Source organism: Alcanivorax sp. 97CO-5 (assembly GCF_000524665.1).
Lineage (GTDB): Bacteria > Pseudomonadota > Gammaproteobacteria > Pseudomonadales > Alcanivoracaceae > Alcanivorax > Alcanivorax borkumensis.
In genome coordinates this window covers 181,762-201,108 of the sequence record NZ_KI965903.1, presented here as the reverse complement: position 1 = coordinate 201,108, position 19,347 = coordinate 181,762, and the positions used below count along the sequence as shown (strand labels likewise).

Annotated in this window: 18 protein-coding genes; 1 reads left to right on the top strand and 17 read right to left on the bottom strand. The window is 57.6% G+C overall.

Annotated elements, in window-relative coordinates; all coding sequences use genetic code 11:
• Nucleotides 1-212 precede the first annotated feature (212 nt).
• Nucleotides 213-1,145, bottom strand: coding sequence for a M23 family metallopeptidase (locus Y017_RS10300; RefSeq protein ID WP_035460642.1), 933 nt, complete (start codon nt 1,143-1,145; stop codon nt 213-215).
• Between the two features lie 99 nt (nt 1,146-1,244).
• On the opposite strand from Y017_RS10300, the gene Y017_RS10295 reads away from it, so the two are divergent.
• Nucleotides 1,245-1,691, top strand: coding sequence for a hypothetical protein (locus Y017_RS10295; protein ID WP_035460640.1), 447 nt, complete (start codon nt 1,245-1,247; stop codon nt 1,689-1,691).
• Nucleotides 1,692-1,837: 146 nt separating this feature from the next.
• Here Y017_RS10295 and lpxC read toward each other — a convergent pair whose 3' ends face one another.
• From lpxC to mraZ, 16 genes are all read right to left on the bottom strand, one after another.
• Entirely contained in the window at nt 1,838-2,752 is a 915-nt protein-coding gene (gene lpxC, locus Y017_RS10290) for a UDP-3-O-acyl-N-acetylglucosamine deacetylase (protein ID WP_011587889.1), read from the bottom strand.
• A gap of 109 nt (nt 2,753-2,861) precedes the next feature.
• Nucleotides 2,862-4,028 (bottom strand): cell division protein FtsZ, encoded by a 1,167-nt coding sequence (ftsZ, locus tag Y017_RS10285; RefSeq protein ID WP_035460637.1) that lies wholly within the window; start codon nt 4,026-4,028, stop codon nt 2,862-2,864.
• A 134-nt stretch (nt 4,029-4,162) separates the two neighbouring features.
• On the bottom strand, nt 4,163-5,398 hold the full coding sequence (gene ftsA, locus Y017_RS10280; protein ID WP_007151175.1) for a cell division protein FtsA: 1,236 nt from the start codon (nt 5,396-5,398) through the stop codon (nt 4,163-4,165).
• A gap of 13 nt (nt 5,399-5,411) precedes the next feature.
• On the bottom strand, nt 5,412-6,188 hold the full coding sequence (locus Y017_RS10275) for a cell division protein FtsQ/DivIB (RefSeq protein ID WP_011587887.1): 777 nt from the start codon (nt 6,186-6,188) through the stop codon (nt 5,412-5,414).
• Entirely contained in the window at nt 6,181-7,104 is a 924-nt protein-coding gene (locus tag Y017_RS10270; protein ID WP_035460634.1) for a D-alanine--D-alanine ligase, read from the bottom strand. Before Y017_RS10270 ends, Y017_RS10275 begins: the two co-directional genes overlap by 8 nt.
• A complete protein-coding gene (gene murC, locus Y017_RS10265) occupies nt 7,097-8,521 on the bottom strand; it encodes a UDP-N-acetylmuramate--L-alanine ligase (protein WP_035460631.1) in 1,425 nt (474 codons plus the stop codon). Before murC ends, Y017_RS10270 begins: the two co-directional genes overlap by 8 nt.
• Nucleotides 8,511-9,584 carry an undecaprenyldiphospho-muramoylpentapeptide beta-N-acetylglucosaminyltransferase gene (gene murG / locus Y017_RS10260; protein ID WP_011587884.1) on the bottom strand — a complete coding sequence of 358 codons (1,074 nt, stop codon included), beginning with the start codon at nt 9,582-9,584 and terminating at the stop codon, nt 8,511-8,513. Before murG ends, murC begins: the two co-directional genes overlap by 11 nt.
• Entirely contained in the window at nt 9,581-10,738 is a 1,158-nt protein-coding gene (gene ftsW / locus Y017_RS10255) for a putative lipid II flippase FtsW (protein ID WP_011587883.1), read from the bottom strand. Before ftsW ends, murG begins: the two co-directional genes overlap by 4 nt.
• A complete protein-coding gene (gene murD / locus Y017_RS10250; RefSeq protein WP_011587882.1) occupies nt 10,731-12,056 on the bottom strand; it encodes a UDP-N-acetylmuramoyl-L-alanine--D-glutamate ligase in 1,326 nt (441 codons plus the stop codon). The genes ftsW and murD overlap by 8 nt, the downstream gene beginning before the upstream one ends.
• A gap of 16 nt (nt 12,057-12,072) precedes the next feature.
• On the bottom strand, nt 12,073-13,155 hold the full coding sequence (gene mraY, locus Y017_RS10245) for a phospho-N-acetylmuramoyl-pentapeptide-transferase (protein WP_011587881.1): 1,083 nt from the start codon (nt 13,153-13,155) through the stop codon (nt 12,073-12,075).
• The gene (murF, locus tag Y017_RS10240; RefSeq protein WP_035460629.1) at nt 13,155-14,519 is read right to left on the bottom strand and encodes a UDP-N-acetylmuramoyl-tripeptide--D-alanyl-D-alanine ligase; all 1,365 of its coding nucleotides are present in this window, start codon (nt 14,517-14,519) and stop codon (nt 13,155-13,157) included. The genes mraY and murF overlap by 1 nt, the downstream gene beginning before the upstream one ends.
• Entirely contained in the window at nt 14,516-15,988 is a 1,473-nt protein-coding gene (locus Y017_RS10235) for a UDP-N-acetylmuramoyl-L-alanyl-D-glutamate--2,6-diaminopimelate ligase (RefSeq protein WP_035460626.1), read from the bottom strand. The genes murF and Y017_RS10235 overlap by 4 nt, the downstream gene beginning before the upstream one ends.
• On the bottom strand, nt 15,985-17,706 hold the full coding sequence (locus tag Y017_RS10230) for a penicillin-binding protein 2 (RefSeq protein WP_011587878.1): 1,722 nt from the start codon (nt 17,704-17,706) through the stop codon (nt 15,985-15,987). Before Y017_RS10230 ends, Y017_RS10235 begins: the two co-directional genes overlap by 4 nt.
• On the bottom strand, nt 17,703-17,969 hold the full coding sequence (ftsL, locus tag Y017_RS10225; RefSeq protein ID WP_011587877.1) for a cell division protein FtsL: 267 nt from the start codon (nt 17,967-17,969) through the stop codon (nt 17,703-17,705). The genes Y017_RS10230 and ftsL overlap by 4 nt, the downstream gene beginning before the upstream one ends.
• Nucleotides 17,969-18,907: a 16S rRNA (cytosine(1402)-N(4))-methyltransferase RsmH gene (rsmH, locus tag Y017_RS10220; protein WP_011587876.1), complete on the bottom strand. Its 939-nt coding sequence runs from the start codon at nt 18,905-18,907 to the stop codon at nt 17,969-17,971. Before rsmH ends, ftsL begins: the two co-directional genes overlap by 1 nt.
• Nucleotides 18,907-19,347: a division/cell wall cluster transcriptional repressor MraZ gene (gene mraZ, locus Y017_RS10215; protein ID WP_011587875.1), complete on the bottom strand. Its 441-nt coding sequence runs from the start codon at nt 19,345-19,347 to the stop codon at nt 18,907-18,909. Before mraZ ends, rsmH begins: the two co-directional genes overlap by 1 nt.

Genomic DNA, 19,347 nt, shown 5'->3' with positions numbered 1-19,347 from the left:
GGCAAAGTGATTCACCGCACACATAGTTTGTTGCGCGAAACTGGTGAGCTTCACGAAAGACGTCAGATCTGGCACAGAATCCAAATGAGCAGCCTTCTTCCACAAGCCCAGCCATTCTAAACACAATAGGATGAAGAGATAAGGTGGTAATCTAGGTTATCAAGGGCGCTTAACGAAAACGGCCCCTTACGGGGCCATTTTTCACAATTTTGCTACCGCCGTGCGCGATAAATATAAGGTTGAGGGTTCACCTGAGCACCGTTCTTGAGCACTTCATAATGCACGTGCGGACCTGTCGAACGACCAGAACTGCCCACTTTGCCCACCACATCACCGGTTCGAACAATTTCTCCTGGTTCAACCAGCAGCTCCATAGCGTGCCCGTAGCGAGTGGACAAACCATTACCGTGATTAATCTCAACCATTTTTCCATAACCAGAGCGCTCACCGGAATAAGTCACAACGCCAGCACCGGTGGCCACAATCGGCGTTCCTTCCTTGCCTGCGAAATCGACCCCTTTATGCCAAGCTACGCGGCCGGAGAATGGATCGGAACGTCGCCCAAAACGGCTGGACATCCAGCCCTTGGTCAGCGGACGGCCAGACAGGTAGGTCTGATCTTCCAGTTGCTTATCCGCCAACAGATCCTCCAGAATATCCAACTGACGTTCGCGACGCTCCAGCGTAGTAGTCATCTGATCTAGCGCTACCATAAACGATGGCAACTCGTAGCTGGCCTCCTCTTCTGAAGCTTCTGGGCCGCCTACACCGGGGACACTGCTAAAATCGAATTCGTCACCACCAATGTCGGCCACTTCAACCAAGCGTTCGCCCAATGCATCCAGGCGAACCAGACGCGCTTGAGCCTGAGCCAACTTAAGGGTCAACGCTCGGAATTGTTCCTGGCTTTGTTGATCCAGTTCAGAGAGCGCCAGCTGTTGCTGCTCCAGCTGGCTGGCAAAGCGCTTCGTCATCATTGAGGCGAATTCAGGCTGACCACCGACCCTATAAGCCAATAGGTAAGCACTAACACCAATAAGGACAGGAAACGCCACCAGCACCACAGCCAATAGCCAAGGCCAATGACGGGGAACGGGCAGTGTGCGCGAATGGCCGCGCTTGCTATTAAGGACTATGATGTTCATAACGTTTCGTAACGCACCATCTAAAAGTCATTCAATTCAACAAGTTATACTACGCTTATAATTTTTTTTACAATCTGCAGGCTAGTCTAAGTAAAAACCATGAGCAAGACAACGTCGCCCAAAGCCCTTCTCTCTCTGCTAAGCGGTCACCCCGCTCTGTCAGCCTTGGTAAAAGAAGCCCGCAAGGTTCCTGCACAAGAGAAAGATGATCCGTTGGACTGCCTGCCCCCCGCCCTTCGTGAGCGAGTGACGCTTGTGGAAGATCAACACCGCTGGCTGGCCATTACAGAAACTAGCGCCACCGCTCAACTCTTACGCTTCCATCTCCCGAAGCTTCAGCAAGCCATGCCCGGGGAGCAGATCAAAATCGTGGTCGGAGGCAAACGCCAACCCATGCAAAGCAATAGGCATGCCAAAGAAACAGTAAGGCCACATTTAGCCCAAGAAAGTGCCCAGCATATAGAAGCAGTGGCCGAAGCCATCGAGGATGATGCGTTAAAAGCATCATTACTGCGGCTAGCCAGCCGCGGGGAGCCCGATAAATAACCACCTGGCCGCGGGAGACGGCCAGGTGGTCCACAGGACTTCGACGTACAACCGAATTGCTTCGGTCGGAGCCAGCATCACTTCCGGGTCATCCTGATCCGAAGCGGCCAACTCGCTTTCCAACTTACTTTTTACTTTACCGCTACTTATTCTGCAGCCAAAACAGGGCGCATATAAGACACAGGTGCATCGGTGGCATCTTCGAACGTCACCACCTCGTAGGAGTCTTCCTGACGGAGGATCTCCCGCAACAGCGCATTGTTAAGTGCATGGCCAGACTTATGGCCAATGAACTCACCAATCAGGCTGTGGCCCAGCAGATACAAGTCGCCAATGGCATCTAGCATCTTGTGTTTGACGAACTCGTCGTCATAACGCAGACCGTCTTCGTTGAGGATACGGTATTCGTCCACCACAATGGCATTATCGACACTGCCACCCAACGCCAAGTTCTGACTGCGCAGAAACTCGATATCGCGCATAAAACCAAAGGTCCGGGCACGGGCCACTTCTTTCACGAACGAGGTCGTGGAGAAGTCGATACTGGCCAGCTGGTTGCGCTCTTCAAACACCGGGTGATCGAACTCGATAGAAAAAGTCACCTTGAAGCCGTCAAAAGGCACGAATGTTGCCGTTTTGTCGTCTTCACGCACCGTCACTTCTTTTTTGATGCGGATAAACTTCTTGGCGGCTTCCTGTTCCTTGATACCAGCAGATTGCAGGAGGAAGACGAACGGACCAGCACTACCATCCATGATCGGCATCTCCGGGGCAGACAACTCCACAAAGGCGTTATCAATCCCGAGGCCCGCCATGGCGGACAAGAAGTGCTCTACCGTACCCACTTTCACGCCATCCTGAACCAGCGTGGAAGAGAGCGTGGTTTCGCCCACCGCGTCCGCAGCAGCCTTGATCTCCACAACAGGGTCCAGGTCCACTCGCCGGAACACGATACCGGTATCCACCGGTGCCGGGCGCACGGTCATGTAGACCTTTTCGCCGGTGTGAAGCCCTACGCCAGTGGCGCGGATCACGTTTTTTAGCGTTCGTTGTCTGATCATCAGTCTGTCACACAGCTGCGGGTATCCTAAGGATACCGCTTTCCTCAACACAAAATTAGGGCGCGATTATACTGGAACACCCTTATTTTGCACCCATCTCGCCAGGCCGTTAGTCGGCCTGGCGGCGCAGAAAGGTCGGGATATCGATGAAATCCAGATCTTCGGCGGTGCTCACCGCTTGCTGGCCTCGGCCGCTTGCAGCCTGCTGAGCGGCGCGTTTACGCTCTACAGCCGGGCGATCCAAATCGCTGTAGTCCACCCGTCCGTCCGCCGCGACAGGAGTCTGACGGCCCCGCACGACTTTTAGTTCCTGAGCCGCTGCGCCCAGACCAGTGGCGACCACTGTAACGCTGATGCTATCGCCCATATCCGGGTCAATGGCAGTACCGATAATCACATTGGCGTCATCCCCAGCCAGTTCACTGACGATGTCACCCACTTCCGAGAACTCATCCAGAGCGATGGACTCATTGGCAGTAATATTAATCAGGATACCCCGCGCACCACGCAAATCCACATCTTCCAGCAACGGGCTGGAGATAGCGGCTTGGGCGGCTTCCGCTGCACGGTTGTCGCCACTGGCGGTACCCGTGCCCATCATCGCGGTGCCCATTTCGCTCATCACAGTGCGCACGTCAGCGAAATCCACGTTAATCATGCCGGGGCGAACAATCAGGTCGGCAATCCCTTTCACCGCACCTTGCAATACTTCGTTTGCCGCCTTGAACGCATCCAGCAGGCTAGTGGAGCCGCCCAATACCGCTTGCAGCTTTTCGTTGGGAATGGTGATCAGTGAATGAACGTGTTCTTTCAGATCATCAATCCCCTGCTGGGCAGAACGCATACGCTTCTTGCCTTCAAAGGGGAACGGCTTGGTAACCACGGCTACAGTCAAGATGCCCAGTTCCTTGGCGATTTCGGCCACCACCGGAGCGGCACCGGTACCCGTACCACCGCCCATACCGGCTGTTACGAATACCATATCGGCACCATCCAACAGCTCAGCGATGCGATCGCGGTCTTCCTGTGCCGATTGACGGCCAATTTCCGGATTGGCACCCGCCCCCAAACCCTTGGTCACCTGGCTACCCAGCTGAATTACGGTTTTGGATGAGGCATTACGCAGGGCCTGGGCGTCCGTGTTGGCGCAGATGAAATCTACCCCTTCCACACCCGAACGCACCATGTGATCCACGGCATTGCCGCCGCCGCCACCGACACCTACCACTTTGATTACCGCGCCATGCGGCACGCTGTCTTCCAGTTTAAATTGCATGGTTGATCTCCCGTTTTTGCTTCCCTGTTTACTGCACATTACGTCGAAGTGTTCCGGTCATGTTGCCGCGGCCCGGAACAACCGCTTGCCCTTATCTGACGCGTCCCTGATCGAGAAGCGTGCTGCGATTCTTGCTAAAAATTACCTTTGAACCAGCTCTTAATACGTTCCAGCCAGTCCAGCTCACCACCACCGGCTTGGGCCTTGGCGCTAGTGCCTTCCTTCTCCATGCGCTGGCCGTACAACAGCAGGCCCACAGAGGTGGAGTAAATTGGGTTTTTCACCACATCAATCAGCCCAGAAATACCCTGCGGCGCACCTAGGCGAACCGGCATATGAAAAATCTCCTCAGCCAAATCCACTGCCCCTTCAATCTTCGAAGAGCCACCGGTGAGCACAATCCCGCCAGGGATCAAATCTTCAAATCCGGAGCGACGAATTTCCGCCTGCACTAAGGTGAACAATTCGTCGTAACGTGGCTCCACCACCTCAGCCAGATTCTGACGGCTAAGGGTGCGCGGCGGACGATCACCCACGCTGGGCACCTTGATGGTTTCATCTGCGCCAGCCAGTTGAGTCAACGCACAGGCGTACTTGATTTTGATTTCGTCGGCATGCTGTTTGGGGGTGCGCAACGCCATAGCGATATCGTTAGTCACCTGGTCCCCAGCAATGGGAATATTGGCGGTATGACGAATGGCGCCTTCGGTGAAGATGGCGATATCCGTGGTGCCGCCGCCAATATCCACGATGCAGACACCCAGTTCGCGCTCATCTTCGGTGAGCACGGCGTGAGCACTCGCTAACTGCTCAAGGATGACGTCATCGACTTCCAAGTTGCAGCGACGCACACATTTCTCGATGTTTTGCACCGCATTCACCGCACAGGTCACCAAATGCACTTTGGCTTCCAAGCGCACGCCGCTCATACCGATGGGCTCGCGCACACCTTCCTGGTTGTCCACCACATATTCCTGTGGCAGCACATGCAAGGTTTTCTGGTCCGCCGGAATCGCCACCGCTTGGGCCGCGTCGATCACCCGGTCAATATCTGCCTGGGCCACTTCCCTGTCGCGAATGGCAACAATGCCGTGGGAATTGAGGCTACGCACATGGGAACCGGCAATACCGGCGTACACCGTGTGAATATGACAACCCGCCATTAGCTCGGCTTCTTCCACCGCACGCTGAATCGAGCGCACGGTGGCTTCGATATCCACCACCACGCCCTTTTTCATGCCCCGTGACGGTTGCGAGCCCAGACCGACGATTTCCAAGGTGCCATCGGCTGCTGTCTGGCCGACGATGGCAACCACCTTTGAGGTGCCAATATCAAGTCCGACAATCATGTTTTCTGTTGCAGTCGCCATGTCACCCTTTCTCCTAACTTTGCTGCTCGCGCCAGGTCACTGCCATGCCGTCCGCATAACGCAAATCGACCCGAGCTACCTGACGGCTATCCGTGTTCAGCACGCCACGATAAAGCCGCACAAAACGGCGTAATTTGGTGGTGTAATGCTCACGGTCAACCACCAGTTCCATGTCGTTATTCAGCGTCAGGCGCGCGGTCAGGCGCGCATTGACCTCCATACTACGAATGCTCAAATCCACATCCGCCAGCGTTTTGCCCATGCTGTGGTAGAAGCCCATGACTTCCTCCAACCGCTGTTCCGGGCCATTCAGGTGAGGCAGATCGTCCAGGTCGTACTGCTTCAGTGCCTTGAACGGCTGCCCGCTGTCCGACACCAACACCGACTCATTCCACACGGCCACCGGGCGTCGTTCTTCTACCGTCAGCACCACGGTATCGGGCCACTGACGGCGGACGGAAACCTCTTCCACCCAGCTCAATCCCTGAGATTGCTGGTAGATTTCCTCCAGCGGCACAGAGAAATAATTTTCTTCACGCACTAGCGCCGCCAACGCGGTTTCTATCTGCTGTTGACGGCGCACATCGGTCACACCATCCACGCCCACCTTGCGGATCGGGTAACCATCCAGCGCCGCGGGCAGGTAGATCACCGCCAGCAGGCTAACCATCGCCACCGAGCCGACCAGCATCCATGGCACCGCCGTTGCCACCCGCTCGCGCAGCGGTACGCCGACCTTTTTAACCGGCTTGCGGCGGGCGCCACGCGGCGCGGGCGCGTTTTTAGCCACGACCCCGCTCCAGCGCGTCCAGCAGAATCTCACCTACCAGCACATCGAAATCACGGCCAGTGGATTTCGCAGCCATCGGCACTAAAGAATGGTCGGTCATACCTGGCACCGTATTCACTTCCAGCAACTGCCACTGGCCTTGCTCATCACGCATGACATCCACCCGGCCCCAGCCACGGCATCCGGCAACGCGGAATGCCGTGAGCGCCAACGTGCGCAACGCCTGCTCATCAGCATCATCCAGCCCAGCCGGACATAAATACTCCGTGCTGTCGGACTGGTACTTGGCTTCAAAGTCATAGAAGACATGGGGCGTTTGCAGGCGGATAGCCGGCAAAGCTTCATCACCCAGCACCGCCACGGTGTACTCCGGGCCGTTGACCCAGGCTTCAACCAACACGTCCTGATCAAATTTTTCCGCGGCCACTAACGCTTCGGCCAGTTCCTCGGTGTTATCGGCCTTGGCCATGCCGATGGACGACCCTTCATGGGCTGGCTTGACGATCACCGGAAAGCCCAACTCTGCCTCTTCACGCCCAGCCACATAAAAGGCTGGCGTGGGCAAACCCGCACCTTTCCACAGCTGCTTGGTACGTACCTTGTCCATGCCGATAGCCGACGCCATCACGCCGGAGCCTGTGTAGGGAATCTCAAGGTGCTCCAATACGCCTTGAATCACGCCGTCTTCGCCACCGCGGCCATGCAAGGCAATAAAGGCGGCATCAAACCCTCTCAAGGTATCGACGCTCTTATCCGCCGGGTCCACCAGCTCTGCGAGCAAACCCAAGTTACGCAAGCCTGCATGTACCGCAGCACCGCTCTTCAGCGACACAGCGCGTTCTGCAGATCGACCACCAGCCAGCACTGCCACGCGGCCTACTCGGCTCAATCGTTCTTTCAATGCACGCTTATCCATGGCCGCCTCCCTGAGCAACCAACTGCTTGGCGATGGCACCGACATTACCCGCGCCTTGGGTGACGAGCAGATCGCCATTCTGAAGCTGGCTGGCCAACAAGCCTTGCAGCTTGTCCGGGTCATCCACAAACACAGGCTCCAGCCCGCGCTTGCGCAGACTGCGACACAAAGCACGGGCGTCAGCACCGGGAATCGGTTCTTCCCCAGCGGCATACACTTCTAACATCAGCAATACATCCACACCGGACAATACTTCCACGAAGTCCTCGTAAAGGTCTTGGGTACGGGTATAACGGTGAGGCTGAAACAGCATGGCTAGGCGACGGCCCGGCCAACCTTCACGAATGGCATCAATGGTGGCAGCCACCTCACGGGGATGGTGACCGTAGTCATCCACCAGCGTCGCGCTGCCGCCGTCAAAGTGATAATCGCCTTGCACGTCAAAGCGACGTCCCACTCCGGTAAAGTTGTTCAGGCCACGGATAATCGCCTCGTCGCCCGCACCCTCATCCGCCGACACCGCAATAGCGGCCAGCGCATTAAGCACGTTATGGCGTCCGGGCATATTCAGCGACACGTCCAGGGGCTCGCCTTCCGCGCGCACCACCCGGAAATGAGTCACCATGCCGTCCTGACGCACGTTCTCCGCACGTAGGTCTGCATCCTCGCTGAAGCCATATCGAATCACCTGACGATTGACCCGGGGCAGCAGCTTGCGCACCACCGGATCATCCACACACATCACCGCCACACCGTAGAACGGCAGGTTGTGAAGAAACTCGATAAAGGTATTCTCCAGCTGAGCGAAATCGCCGCCGTAGGTGTGCATGTGATCCGCATCAATATTAGTGACGATGGCGCTCATGGGCTGCAAGTGCAGGAAACTGGCATCGGACTCATCCGCTTCCGCCACCAGATAACGGCTCTGTCCCAGGCGCGCATTGGTGCCCGCGCTATTCAAACGGCCGCCAATCACAAAGGTCGGGTCCAGCCCTGCCTCCGCCATGATCGCTGCGGTTAATGACGTAGTGGTGGTCTTGCCGTGGGTGCCGGCCACCGCGATACCGTGACGAAAGCGCATTAACTCCGCCAACATCTGAGCCCGTGGCACCACCGGAATACGGCGCTCGTGGGCCGCCGCCACTTCCAGGTTCTCGGTATTCACCGCGGTGGAGGTCACCACCACATCTGCACCATCGATATTCTCGGCACGGTGGCCAATGTCCACTCTCACACCCAGGCTGCGCAGACGCTCTAGCACCGGCGATTCCTTAATGTCGCTGCCGCTGATGGCATAACCCTGGTTGGCCAGCACTTCCGCAATGCCGCACATGCCCACACCGCCGATACCCACAAAGTGGATACCGCGAATGCGGCGCATCTCCGGCACCGTATGAATAATGTCGTTATCGGCCATTGGCCACCTCCTCACACAGCGTGGCGGCGCGCTCTGCACTATCCGCCATCGCCTGCTCACGGGCCCGCTCGGCGATTTGCGCCAACAGGCCACGCTCTGCAACCGGTTTCAAGGTGCCAGCAAGACTTACCGCACCCAGGTCCCGTTGGGGCAGCAACAGGGCAGCCCCGCGCTCTGACAACCAACGGGCGTTCAATGTCTGGTGGTCATCCACTGCGCTGGGCAGTGGTACAAACAGGGCGGCCACGCCCGCTGCGGCCACTTCCGCCACGGTCAGTGCGCCGGCCCGGCAGATCACCAAATCCGCCCACCCGTAGGCTTCTGCCATATCATCAATAAATTCACTCACCTGAGCCTGCAGCCCCAGCGCCTGGTAAATCGGTGCAGCTTCAGCGGTACGCCCGGCGCCGCATTGATGGCGCACCTGTATATCGCGACCCAGTACCGCCAATAGTAATTCCGGCAGATCCTGATTAAGTACCAGCGCCCCTTGGCTTCCGCCCAGAACCAGCACACGAAGCCCGCCCTGATGCTGTGCATAACGACGAGCCGGCTCCTCTAGAGCAGTAATCTGCGGACGTACCGGGTTGCCCACCCAGCAGGCTTGCGGGTGACCAAAAGCACCCTGGAACCCTTCCAGGGTCACCGTCGATAAACGAGACAACAAGCGATTAGTCAGCCCGGGAACCGCATTCTGCTCATGTACCACCACCGGCACCTTGCACAAGCGCGCAGCCAGCCCACCGGGGCCGCTGGCAAAACCACCAAAGCCCACCGCCAGCACCGGCTGACGGGCGCGAATCAGCTGCCGCGCCTGTAACACCGCCCGCAACAGGTTGAACGGCGCGGTCAACTTACGCTTGATGCCACCACCGCGTAGGCGGGACACAGACAATTCGGCAATTTCGTAGCCATACTGGCGCACTAAGTTGCCTTCCATGCCGTTTTCCGCGCCCAGCCAGAGAATATCGAAACCGCGGGTGCGCAGTTGGTCAGCCACAGCCAGCGCAGGGAATACATGCCCACCCGTACCGCCAGCCATAATCAGGACGGTGCCACTCATCGTGCAGCCCTCCCTCTGGCTTTCAGGTGGTCCGCTTCCGCTCCGGCTCGTAAAATCAGCCCCACCATAACGGCGGAAATCAACAGGGAAGACCCCCCATAGCTGATAAAGGGCAGGGTCAGCCCCTTGGTGGGCAGCAGCCCCATGTTCACGCCCAGGTTGATAAATGCCTGGGAGCAAAATACGAAGGCACAGCCATAGACTAGGTAGGCGTGGTACAACAATCCGCGCGCTTCCAAACGGTGGCCAATCCGGAACACCCGCCAACCCAGCAGAATAAAACCACCGATTAGCGCCACATTTCCCAGCAGCCCCAGCTCTTCAGACATCACTGCATAGACAAAATCCGTATGGGCTTCTGGCAGGTAAAATAGCTTCTGTACACTGTTACCTAGCCCCACACCAAACCAGTGCCCTCGACCAAACGCAATCAGACTCTGGGTCAGCTGATAGCCAGAACCAAACTGGTCTGCCCAAGGGTCGGTAAAGGTCATCAACCGTGCCACCCGGTAAGGTTCGGCAAAGGCGACCAATCCGCCAAGTGCCACCGCAATCAAACCGATCAGCAAGAACCGCAGAGTCGGCACGCCAGACAAAAACAACATGCCCATGGCGGTAATTCCCAACACCACCACCGCGCCGAAATCCGGCTCCAGCAGCAACAGCAGCATCAGCACACCCAGCAAACCCAGCGGCAGCAAGAAGGCCTTCCATTCCGTTTCCAACGCGGCTTTGCGTTGCGCCACATATCCCGCTAGATAAAGTACAAAGCACAGTTTGACGATTTCTGAAGCCTGAATGGTCAGGCCTGGCAAAGCGATCCAGCGGGTGGAACCATTCACCGTACGGCCCAGCCCGGGAATAAACACCATCACTAATGCCACCAGCGCCACAGGCAGCATCACAAAGCGCAAACGCTCAAGCAGTGCCAGCGGCACCGCGTAATATACAAAGGCGCCTACACCCAGGCCCAGCGCCAAATAAATGCCATGGCGCATGGCGTAATAAAAGGGGTCACCTAAACGAGTTTCAGCAATCTGCAAACTGGCGGATGACACCATCACTAGCCCTGCCAGAGCCAACAAAATAGCCGTCCACAACAGCGGTTTGTCGATCCCCGTATGGTCTACTTTCAGGATCATGCGCTCAGTCATGGCACAACTCCTGGGCACGGGTGGTGAAATCATCGCCGCGGGCAGCAAAACCGCTGTACTGATCAAACGAGGCACAGGCCGGTGACAGTAAAACGGCATCGCCCGGCTGTGCCAGGGCATGGGCGCGACGTACCGCAACAGCCATATCTGCCACCAGTTCACAGGGCGCCGCAGACATGCCCTGTGCCACGGTAGTACGGTCTTCACCCATCAATAGGGCGGCACGTAAATACTGCCGGGCAGGCTCGGCCAGCGGAGAGAAATCCTGCCCTTTGCCTAGGCCACCAGCGACCAGAATCACTTTGCCCTCGATGCTTTCACCGATCCCGGTCAGCGCCGCCAAGGTGGCGCCCACATTGGTGGCCTTCGAATCGTTAAACCAGCGCACACCACCTGATTCGGCGACCAGCTGGCAACGATGCGGCAGCCCAGTAAAGGTTTTCACTGTGGCCAGTGCTTTATCCCGATTCAAAGACAGCGCATCACTGATCGCCAGAACCGAGAGAATATTCATGGCATTATGGTGGCCGGTGAGCGCCAGCTCTGACAGCGACAATAAGGGCTCGCCTCGGCACAGTAGTTGACCGTTTTCGCTATCTAGCCGGTAATCCGCTTCCGGGTGGGCGCCAAAACTGATCTGCCGGGCCACCGTAGCCGGCGGACGGGTTGCCAAATCATCACGATTCCAGACCGCCACCTGGCAGCCGTCATAGACGCGCTGCTTAGCCGCTAGGTAATCTGCAAAGCTGGCGTAACGGTCCAAATGATCCTGGGAGACGTTTAACACTGTGGCCACTTCCGCACTCAAGCTGTAAGTGGTTTCCAACTGAAAGCTGGACAACTCAAGAACGTACAACCGCGCTTGGTCGTCCAGCAATTCCAGCGCTGGCACACCCAGGTTGCCGCCGATACCTGGGTTCATCCCACAGGCATCTGCCACTTGCCCCAGCAGCGTTGTCACTGTGCTTTTGGCATTGGAACCGGTGATGGCCACCAGCGGCTCACTGGCCGCACGGGCGAACAGCTCAATGTCGCCGATCACTTCTTTGCCATCCACTACCTGCTCGGCAATGGCGGGCGTGGACACCGCCACACCCGGGCTCACGATCAGACGACGGGCCTTGCCCATCCAGCCTTTCTTGAAGCCACCGGTATGCACTTTTAGGTCCGGAAAGTCTGCGCACAGGGCGTCTAGGCCGACCGGTTCAGCACGGGTATCTATGGCGCGCACGGGCATACCCTGATCCGTTAGATAGCGGATCACGGAGCGGCCTGTTACACCCAGGCCAATGACCAGATCAAACCCGTCTTTCGCCATAAATTGACTCAATCCCCTATCGGATTTTCAGGGTCGCCAGACCCACAAGTACAAGAATCACGGTGATGATCCAGAACCGCACAATAATCTTCGGCTCCGGCCACCCCTTCAGCTCAAAATGGTGATGAATAGGCGCCATGCGGAAAATCCGCCGACCGGTGAGCTTGAACGAACCCACCTGCAGCATCACCGATACCGTTTCCATCACGAACACACCGCCCATGATGAAAAGCACAATTTCCTGGCGGACGATCACCGCCATCACACCGAGCACTGCCCCCAAGGACAGCGCGCCCACATCGCCCATAAATACCTGAGCGGGATACGCGTTGAACCAGAGAAAGCCCAACCCCGCCCCACACAGGGCAGCAGAAATAATCACCAGCTCACCGGCACCCGCCACATAGGGAATCTGCAAATACGTAGCGAACTCGGCATGGCCACCGGCGTAAGCAAAAATGCCCAGAGCGCCGCCCACCAGCACGGTGGGCATAATCGCCAGGCCATCCAGCCCGTCGGTGAGATTCACCGCATTGCTGGTACCGTTAATCACAAAATAGGTCAGCACGATGTAGAACCAGCCCATATTGATGGCGACGCTTTTGAAGAACGGCACGATCAACTGGGTTTCCACCGGGCTCTGCGCGGTGAAGAACAAGGCGCACCCAGCGCCGAGCGCACCAACAGACAGCCACAAATATTTCCAGCGAGCAGGCAGGCCCCGCGGGTTCTTTTCCACCACCTTGCGCCAGTCATCCACCCAGCCCACGGCGCCGAAAACAAACAACACACCCAAAGTGATCCATACAAAACGGTTTTCCAGGTCGCCCCACAGCAAGGTGGAAATAACGATGGCCACCAGAATCAGCGCGCCGCCCATGGTGGGGGTGCCGGCCTTGCTCAGATGGCTCTTCGGGCCATCATCACGGATCGCCTGACCCACCTGTTTTTCCTGCAGCATGCGGATCATGATCGGGCCGACCCAAAAAGCGATGAACAAAGCAGTGAGAACACTTAAGATGCCGCGCAAAGTGATGTACTGCACCACCAGAAAACCGCTGTGGTATTGCGCAAGATATTCAGCCAGCCAAAGCAGCATCAGCGTGCCCCCTGTGTGAGTGTGTGTTCTTGTGTCGCCAACAGCCTTACCACCGCTTCCATACCGGCGCTGCGCGACCCTTTCACCAACACAGTGCCACCTTGTTCCAGCACTGGGGCACTCCAATTCGCCGCCTGTTGATAGTCCTTAGCAATGTTTGCCGCTTCGCCATAGCCCCGTGCAGCTGCTGCTGCACCGGTCATCACCACCAAACCGGCAATGCCGGCCTGCTGAGCGTATTCACCTAATGCTTCTACCAGGCTGTCCGCCTGCGGGCCCAACTCACCCATTTCACCCAGCACCAGCATTTGTGGTGCGGGCTGTGCGGCCAACCAGTCGATGGCTGCACGTACCGAGCCCGGATTAGCGTTATAAGTATCGTCAACCACCGTGCCGGTGCCGGCGGATTGAATATGCATCCGCCCAGGCACGGGCTTGAGCGCTGCCAGTCGCGGCAACACCTGAGGCAAACTAGCACCTAGCGCGCGGACCGCTGCGCAAGCCATCAGGGCATTACTCACCTGATGCGCCCCCGGCAGCGGGACAAGCACAGCGTCGCCCAGCGGCTGAAGTACGAACTCGGCACGGTCGCGGTGGAGGACAATGTTCTCTGCATACAGGTCGGCTCCGGCCCGTGTGCTTTCGTCCATACTCACCCGCACCACAGTCAACCCCGCAGCACGGGCTTTTTCTGCAAAAAAATCGGCAAAGCTATCATCGTTGTTCACGATCGCCTGACCGCCCTGCGTACAACCGGTAAAAATTTCTGCCTTGGCGTCGGCTATGCCCTGCATGGAGCCAAAGCCCTCTAGATGCGCCCCGGTTACATTCGTCACTAACACCACCTGCGGGCGCGTCAACGAACTGGTCCACGCAATTTCGCCCGGCGCATTGGCACCCAGCTCAATCACGGCATAACGATGCTCGGCACGCAGCCGCAGCAGAGTTAGCGGCACACCCACGTCATTATTAAAATTGCCATTGGTGGCCAAGGTACCTTCGCCCAGCATGGTCGCCGCCATTTCTTTCACGGTGGTTTTGCCGGCATTACCGGTCACCGCCAGGCGGGGCATGCCGAACTGAGCGGCATAGCCACCGGCAAGTCGCCCCAAACCTTTACGGCTATCGGCAACCTGCACAACGTTGTCGAAACAGTCCTGCTCGTGCTCGACCAAAGCAGCAATCGCGCCACCGTTTTTGGCAGACGCTAGAAAATCATGGGCATCAAAGCGCTCACCGCGCAGCGCGGCAAACAGACAGCCGGGTTCAATATCCCGGGTATCGGTGGCTACCGCATTCACTTTCAAGTCGTCACCGTGCAGGGCACCGCCGGTCCACTGGGCGATCTGTGACAGCCACATCATTGTGCACCTCCCCGAGCGTTGAACGCCTTGTGGGCCAGATCGCGATCATCACTGGGGTAACGCACACCATTCACTTCCTGATAATCCTCATGGCCTTTGCCGGCAAGCAGAATCACATCGCCGTCACTGGCCGCCTGCACCGTATCCATCACCGCTCGATCACGTTCAACAATGATCTGCACTGACCCTGTGTCAGTGAGACCAGCGCACATTTCATCAATGATTTTTTGCGGATCTTCGCTACGCGGATTATCGCTGGTAAACACCACGTGGTCCGCGCCACGCTCAGCGACCGCGGCCATTTGTGGGCGCTTGCCGGTATCCCGGTCGCCTCCGCAACCCATGATGCAGAACAAGCGGCCAGCGAAGTGCGCACGACAGGCTTGCAGAGCTTTTTCCAGCCCATCCGGAGTGTGGGCGTAATCGACAATCACCGTGGGACAACCAGCTTGCTGCACCGGTTCCATGCGACCGGGCACTGGTGTTATCGCAGCCAGAGCTCCAGCCAGTGAATCCGTGCTGACACCCTGTCCATGCAGAATACCGGCAACGGCCATCAGGTTGCTGAGGTTGAAACGGCCGAACAGCGGCAAAGTGACCGAGAAGGACTCTCCGCCTACGTTCAGTTCGGCATTGGTGCCTTCGGCGGTGAACGCCACAGACGCACAACGCACGGTGGCACCGGTCTGATCGCCGAAGGTCACACAGCGTACGCCATCGGCCAGGCAGCCCACCAACGAATACGCCACCGGGTCGTCACAATTGATCACCGCCAACTTCACGCCGTCACGGGTGAATAACACAGATTTGGCTGCCAAATAGGCTTCCATGTCGCCGTGGTAATCCAGATGATCGCGGCTCAAGTTACTGAATACAGCCACCGACACCGGAGTCGGACCCAGCCGATGCTGATCCAGCGCATGGGAAGACACCTCCATAGCCACTGTATCGGCACCCGCCTCAAGGACTCGGGCTAAGCCGGCCTGCAGGGTAATCGGATCCGGAGTGGTATGGCCGGTAATCTGTTCATTATCTTTTAAGCCTAAGCCTAGTGTGCCGACCAGCGCACAGCGATGGCCCAGCGCATTCAGTGCATCACGCAGGAACCAAGTAATGCTGGTTTTGCCGTTGGTACCCGTCACACCCACCACATTCATGGCCGAGCCAGGCTCCCCGTACCAACGGGCCGCGAGCTCACCCACCGAACGGCTCAGACCGGGAAAATTCACCCGTGGCACCGCCTGCTCCTGCTGAACAGAAAATGTCTCTGCCTCAGCCAATACTGCCACCGCACCGGCAGCAATCGCCTGGCTGACAAACTGGCGACCATCGCTGGCCACGCCCTGCACGGCCAAAAAAGCATCACCGGGCATAACTTTGCGGCTATCGAGCTTTAACCCTGAAAGCACAACACCCGCCGCAGTAGCAGGCAGGGTGGTATTAGGCAGCAGTTGCTGGAGAGTCATCATGAGCGATCCTCCCCGTCCGGCCCGCCGGCCAGCAGCCCGTCAGGCTTGTCCGGTGGCACATGGAGCGAGCGCAACACGCCACTCATAATGCGAGAAAATGCCGGCGCCGCAACGAGCCCACCGTAATAGGCATCACCCGCCGGATCATCAATCACCACCACGGTGACAATGCGCGGGTCCGTTGCCGGGGCCAACCCAGCAAACAGACCAATATAGTTATCATCGGCGTAACCACCGTTCACCACCTTGTGCACGGTGCCGGTCTTGCCTGCCACCTGATAGCCTGGCACCTGGGCCCGGCGCGCGGTGCCAACACGGCTGACCACCGTTTCCAACATCTGTACCAGCTGGCGAGCCGTCGCCTTGCCGATCACCTGTTCACCCTGCGGCGGCTGATCCACTTTCTTCAAGGTCAACGGCACTTTGACGCCATCGTTAGCGATCACCGCATAGGCCTGAGCCAACTGCACCGCAGAGACACTCAAACCGTAACCATAGGACAGGGCCGCTCGTTCAACATCGCGCCATTTACTGCGCAGCGGCAACAGCCCATCGCTTTCGCCAGGAAACGCAATGTGGGTGGATTGCCCGAAACCAAAGCGCTCCAGGTAGCCCGGCAATGCCTGCGAATCCATGGCTAACGCCAGCTTGCTGGTCCCCACGTTGGAACTTTTAGTGAGCACAGTGGTGATATCGATAACACCGTAATCACGGTGATCTCGAATCGTTTTGCTGCCCACCCGCAGTGTGCCTGGATGAGTATTAATGGTAGTGGACGGCGTGACCATGCCCATTTCCAACGCCGCCGCCACAGTAAAGGGCTTCATGGTGGAGCCTGGTTCGAACAGGTCAGTCACAGCGCGATTACGCAGCGCCCCGGTATCCAGGTTGCCACGATTATTGGGGTTGTAGGCTGGCTGATTCACCATGGCTAATACTTCGCCGGTGCGCACATCCAACACAACCGCACTGCCCCCTTTCGCATTAAATTTTTGTACCGCTCCGAGCAGTTCTCGGTAGGCCAGATACTGCAGGCGAAGGTCGATACTGAGCGTGACATCTTCACCCGGTTCCGCCGGTTCCAGCACTTCGATATCCTGAATCACCCGGCCCAACAGATCCCGCACCACCTTCTTACGACCGGAATGCCCGGACAAATGATCTTCAAGAGCCAGCTCAATACCTTCTTGGCCTTGATCATCGATATTGGTGAAGCCCACCACATGGCTTGCCACTTCACCGGCCGGGTAATAGCGACGGTATTCTGTCAATGCATAGACACCGGGCACATTTAAACTCAACACTGTCTTGGCCGTTTCCGGTGCTAACCCCCGCTCCAAATAGATAAATTCACGGGACTTATGGCGGCGAACCTTGCGGGCAAACGCTTTCTGATCGATCACCGAATTACCGGCCAAACGCCCCCACTGATCCTGGTGCTCCATCGCTTCGCGGGGATTCACCCAGAGCGTCACCACCGGTGTACTCACTGCCAATGGCTTACCCGCACGATCACGAATCACACCCCGATGAGCCGCCAGCGGCTCCACACGCAGGTTGCGGATGTCCCCTTGGTGGGCCAAAAAATCATGCTGAATAACCTGAAGATCCACCGCTCGAATTAACAACAGGCAGGCACACACCGACCAGAAGCCCAGCACAAAGCGCCAGCGCATCAGGTGATTCGGTTGCCGTATCTTGCGGGCCTGTTTCTTCATGGCCTGATCAGCACTCTCTCATTCGTCTTAGGTAACTTCATGCCCAGCTTTTCTCTAGCCAGGCGCTCCACCCGGGCGTAACTACCCCAGGTGCTGTGTTCCAACAACAATTGGCTCCACTGGGTTTCCAATCGAGTCTGTCGCTGCTGTAAACGTTGACTTTCATCCGTGAGACGCCGCGCCTGATGCACGCTATAACTGACACCCAGCGCAGACATCACGACCATCACGACCAGTACGCGAATCATCCACGGCGCCGCCATCAGGCCACCTTCTCCGCAATACGCAGCACCGCACTACGCGAGCGCACATTCACTTTCAGCTCAGCCTTGCTGGCCCGCATGACCTTACCCACCGGCTCCAGCCGCTGAGGCAGTTCATCACCCAACGGCAGACCACCGCGCCCTTTCGGTGCCCGGCCGGAATGATCACGAATAAATAATTTCACGATCCGGTCTTCCAAAGAATGGAAGCTAATAATGGCGAGACGCCCGCCGATGGCGAGCGTCTCGAGGGACTGTTCGAGCACCTGATCCAGTGCATCCAGCTCCCCGTTTATATGTATTCGCAGGGCCTGAAAGCTGCGCGTCGCCGGATGCTTACCCTGCTCATTACGCCCCAGCACGGACTCGATCAAGTCGGCCAACTGCAGGGTGCGGGTAATCGGCTGTTCTTTGCGGGTTTCACAAATACGCTTGGCGATCCAACGAGACTTGCGCTCTTCGCCGTAGCGATACAGCACATTGGCGATATCTTTTTCCGCTGCGTAGGACAACCACTCGGCCACGCTCTCGCCTTGGGTCGGGTCCATGCGCATATCGAGAGGACCGTCACGCAGAAAACTGAAACCGCGCGCCGCATCATCCAGCTGTGGCGAAGAAACGCCCAGATCCAGCAACAAACCGTCAATCGGCCGACCGGCCTGCTCCACCGCTTGTGGCAGGCAGTCAAAGCGGCCCGCCATCATATGAAAACGGCTATCGCTAGCAGCCAATTGCTGGCCAGCAGCAATTGCTTGCGGGTCGCGATCAATACCGATCAGGCGACCGTTTTCACCCAGGCGCGAAAGCAAGGCACGGCTGTGGCCACCACGACCAAAAGTGCCGTCCACATAAAACCCTTCGCTCTGGCTGAACCACATATCCAGCACCTCTTCCAGCATTACCGGCTGGTGTGCGTACTGCGTGTCCTCGGTCGTCATCAGAACGACAGCTCCTGCACGCTTTCCGGCAACGCTGCCGGGTCCAGGGTGCCATCCACATCGGCCCAACTCTCTTCTTTCCAGATTTCAAAACGGTGCAGCTGGCCGATCAGCATGGCGCGTTTCTCCAAGTTAATTGCCGCCCGCAATTCCGGCGGCACCAACAAACGACCACTGCCGTCCATCTCAATTTCAGCGGCTTGGCCCAAGAAACGCCGTTTGAGCTGGCGAACCTGCGGGTTGGAGTCGCGCTGTTCAGACAGTTTTTTTGCGGTGTCCATAAATTCAGCACGCGGGTAGAGCGCCAGGCAGTCATCAAAGGGGTGCAGCGTAAGCACAAGCTGGCCACCGCACGTGTCGATTAACGACGCACGGTACCGAGTCGGCATGGTTAGCCGCCCTTTGGCATCCAGATTGAGTGCTGCGCTCCCAGTAAACAC

Bases quoted from the DNA above. Each gene is read 5' to 3' on its own strand.
- rsmH (WP_011587876.1), bottom strand. From the start codon at position 18,907: ATGACGACCGAGGACACGCAGTACGCACACCAGCCGGTAATGCTGGAA.
- Y017_RS10235 (WP_035460626.1), bottom strand. From the start codon at position 15,988: ATGATGACTCTCCAGCAACTGCTGCCTAATACCACCCTGCCTGCTACT.
- murD (WP_011587882.1), bottom strand. From the start codon at position 12,056: ATGGCGAAAGACGGGTTTGATCTGGTCATTGGCCTGGGTGTAACAGGC.
- murC (WP_035460631.1), bottom strand. From the start codon at position 8,521: ATGGCCGATAACGACATTATTCATACGGTGCCGGAGATGCGCCGCATT.
- murG (WP_011587884.1), bottom strand. From the start codon at position 9,584: ATGAGTGGCACCGTCCTGATTATGGCTGGCGGTACGGGTGGGCATGTA.
- mraY (WP_011587881.1), bottom strand. From the start codon at position 13,155: ATGCTGCTTTGGCTGGCTGAATATCTTGCGCAATACCACAGCGGTTTT.
- lpxC (WP_011587889.1), bottom strand. From the start codon at position 2,752: ATGATCAGACAACGAACGCTAAAAAACGTGATCCGCGCCACTGGCGTA.
- Y017_RS10295 (WP_035460640.1), top strand. From the start codon at position 1,245: ATGAGCAAGACAACGTCGCCCAAAGCCCTTCTCTCTCTGCTAAGCGGT.
- ftsA (WP_007151175.1), bottom strand. From the start codon at position 5,398: ATGGCGACTGCAACAGAAAACATGATTGTCGGACTTGATATTGGCACC.
- ftsW (WP_011587883.1), bottom strand. From the start codon at position 10,738: ATGACTGAGCGCATGATCCTGAAAGTAGACCATACGGGGATCGACAAA.
- Y017_RS10300 (WP_035460642.1), bottom strand. From the start codon at position 1,145: ATGAACATCATAGTCCTTAATAGCAAGCGCGGCCATTCGCGCACACTG.
- murF (WP_035460629.1), bottom strand. From the start codon at position 14,519: ATGATGTGGCTGTCACAGATCGCCCAGTGGACCGGCGGTGCCCTGCAC.
- Y017_RS10230 (WP_011587878.1), bottom strand. From the start codon at position 17,706: ATGAAGAAACAGGCCCGCAAGATACGGCAACCGAATCACCTGATGCGC.
- ftsL (WP_011587877.1), bottom strand. From the start codon at position 17,969: ATGGCGGCGCCGTGGATGATTCGCGTACTGGTCGTGATGGTCGTGATG.
- Y017_RS10270 (WP_035460634.1), bottom strand. From the start codon at position 7,104: ATGGATAAGCGTGCATTGAAAGAACGATTGAGCCGAGTAGGCCGCGTG.
- ftsZ (WP_035460637.1), bottom strand. From the start codon at position 4,028: ATGCAATTTAAACTGGAAGACAGCGTGCCGCATGGCGCGGTAATCAAA.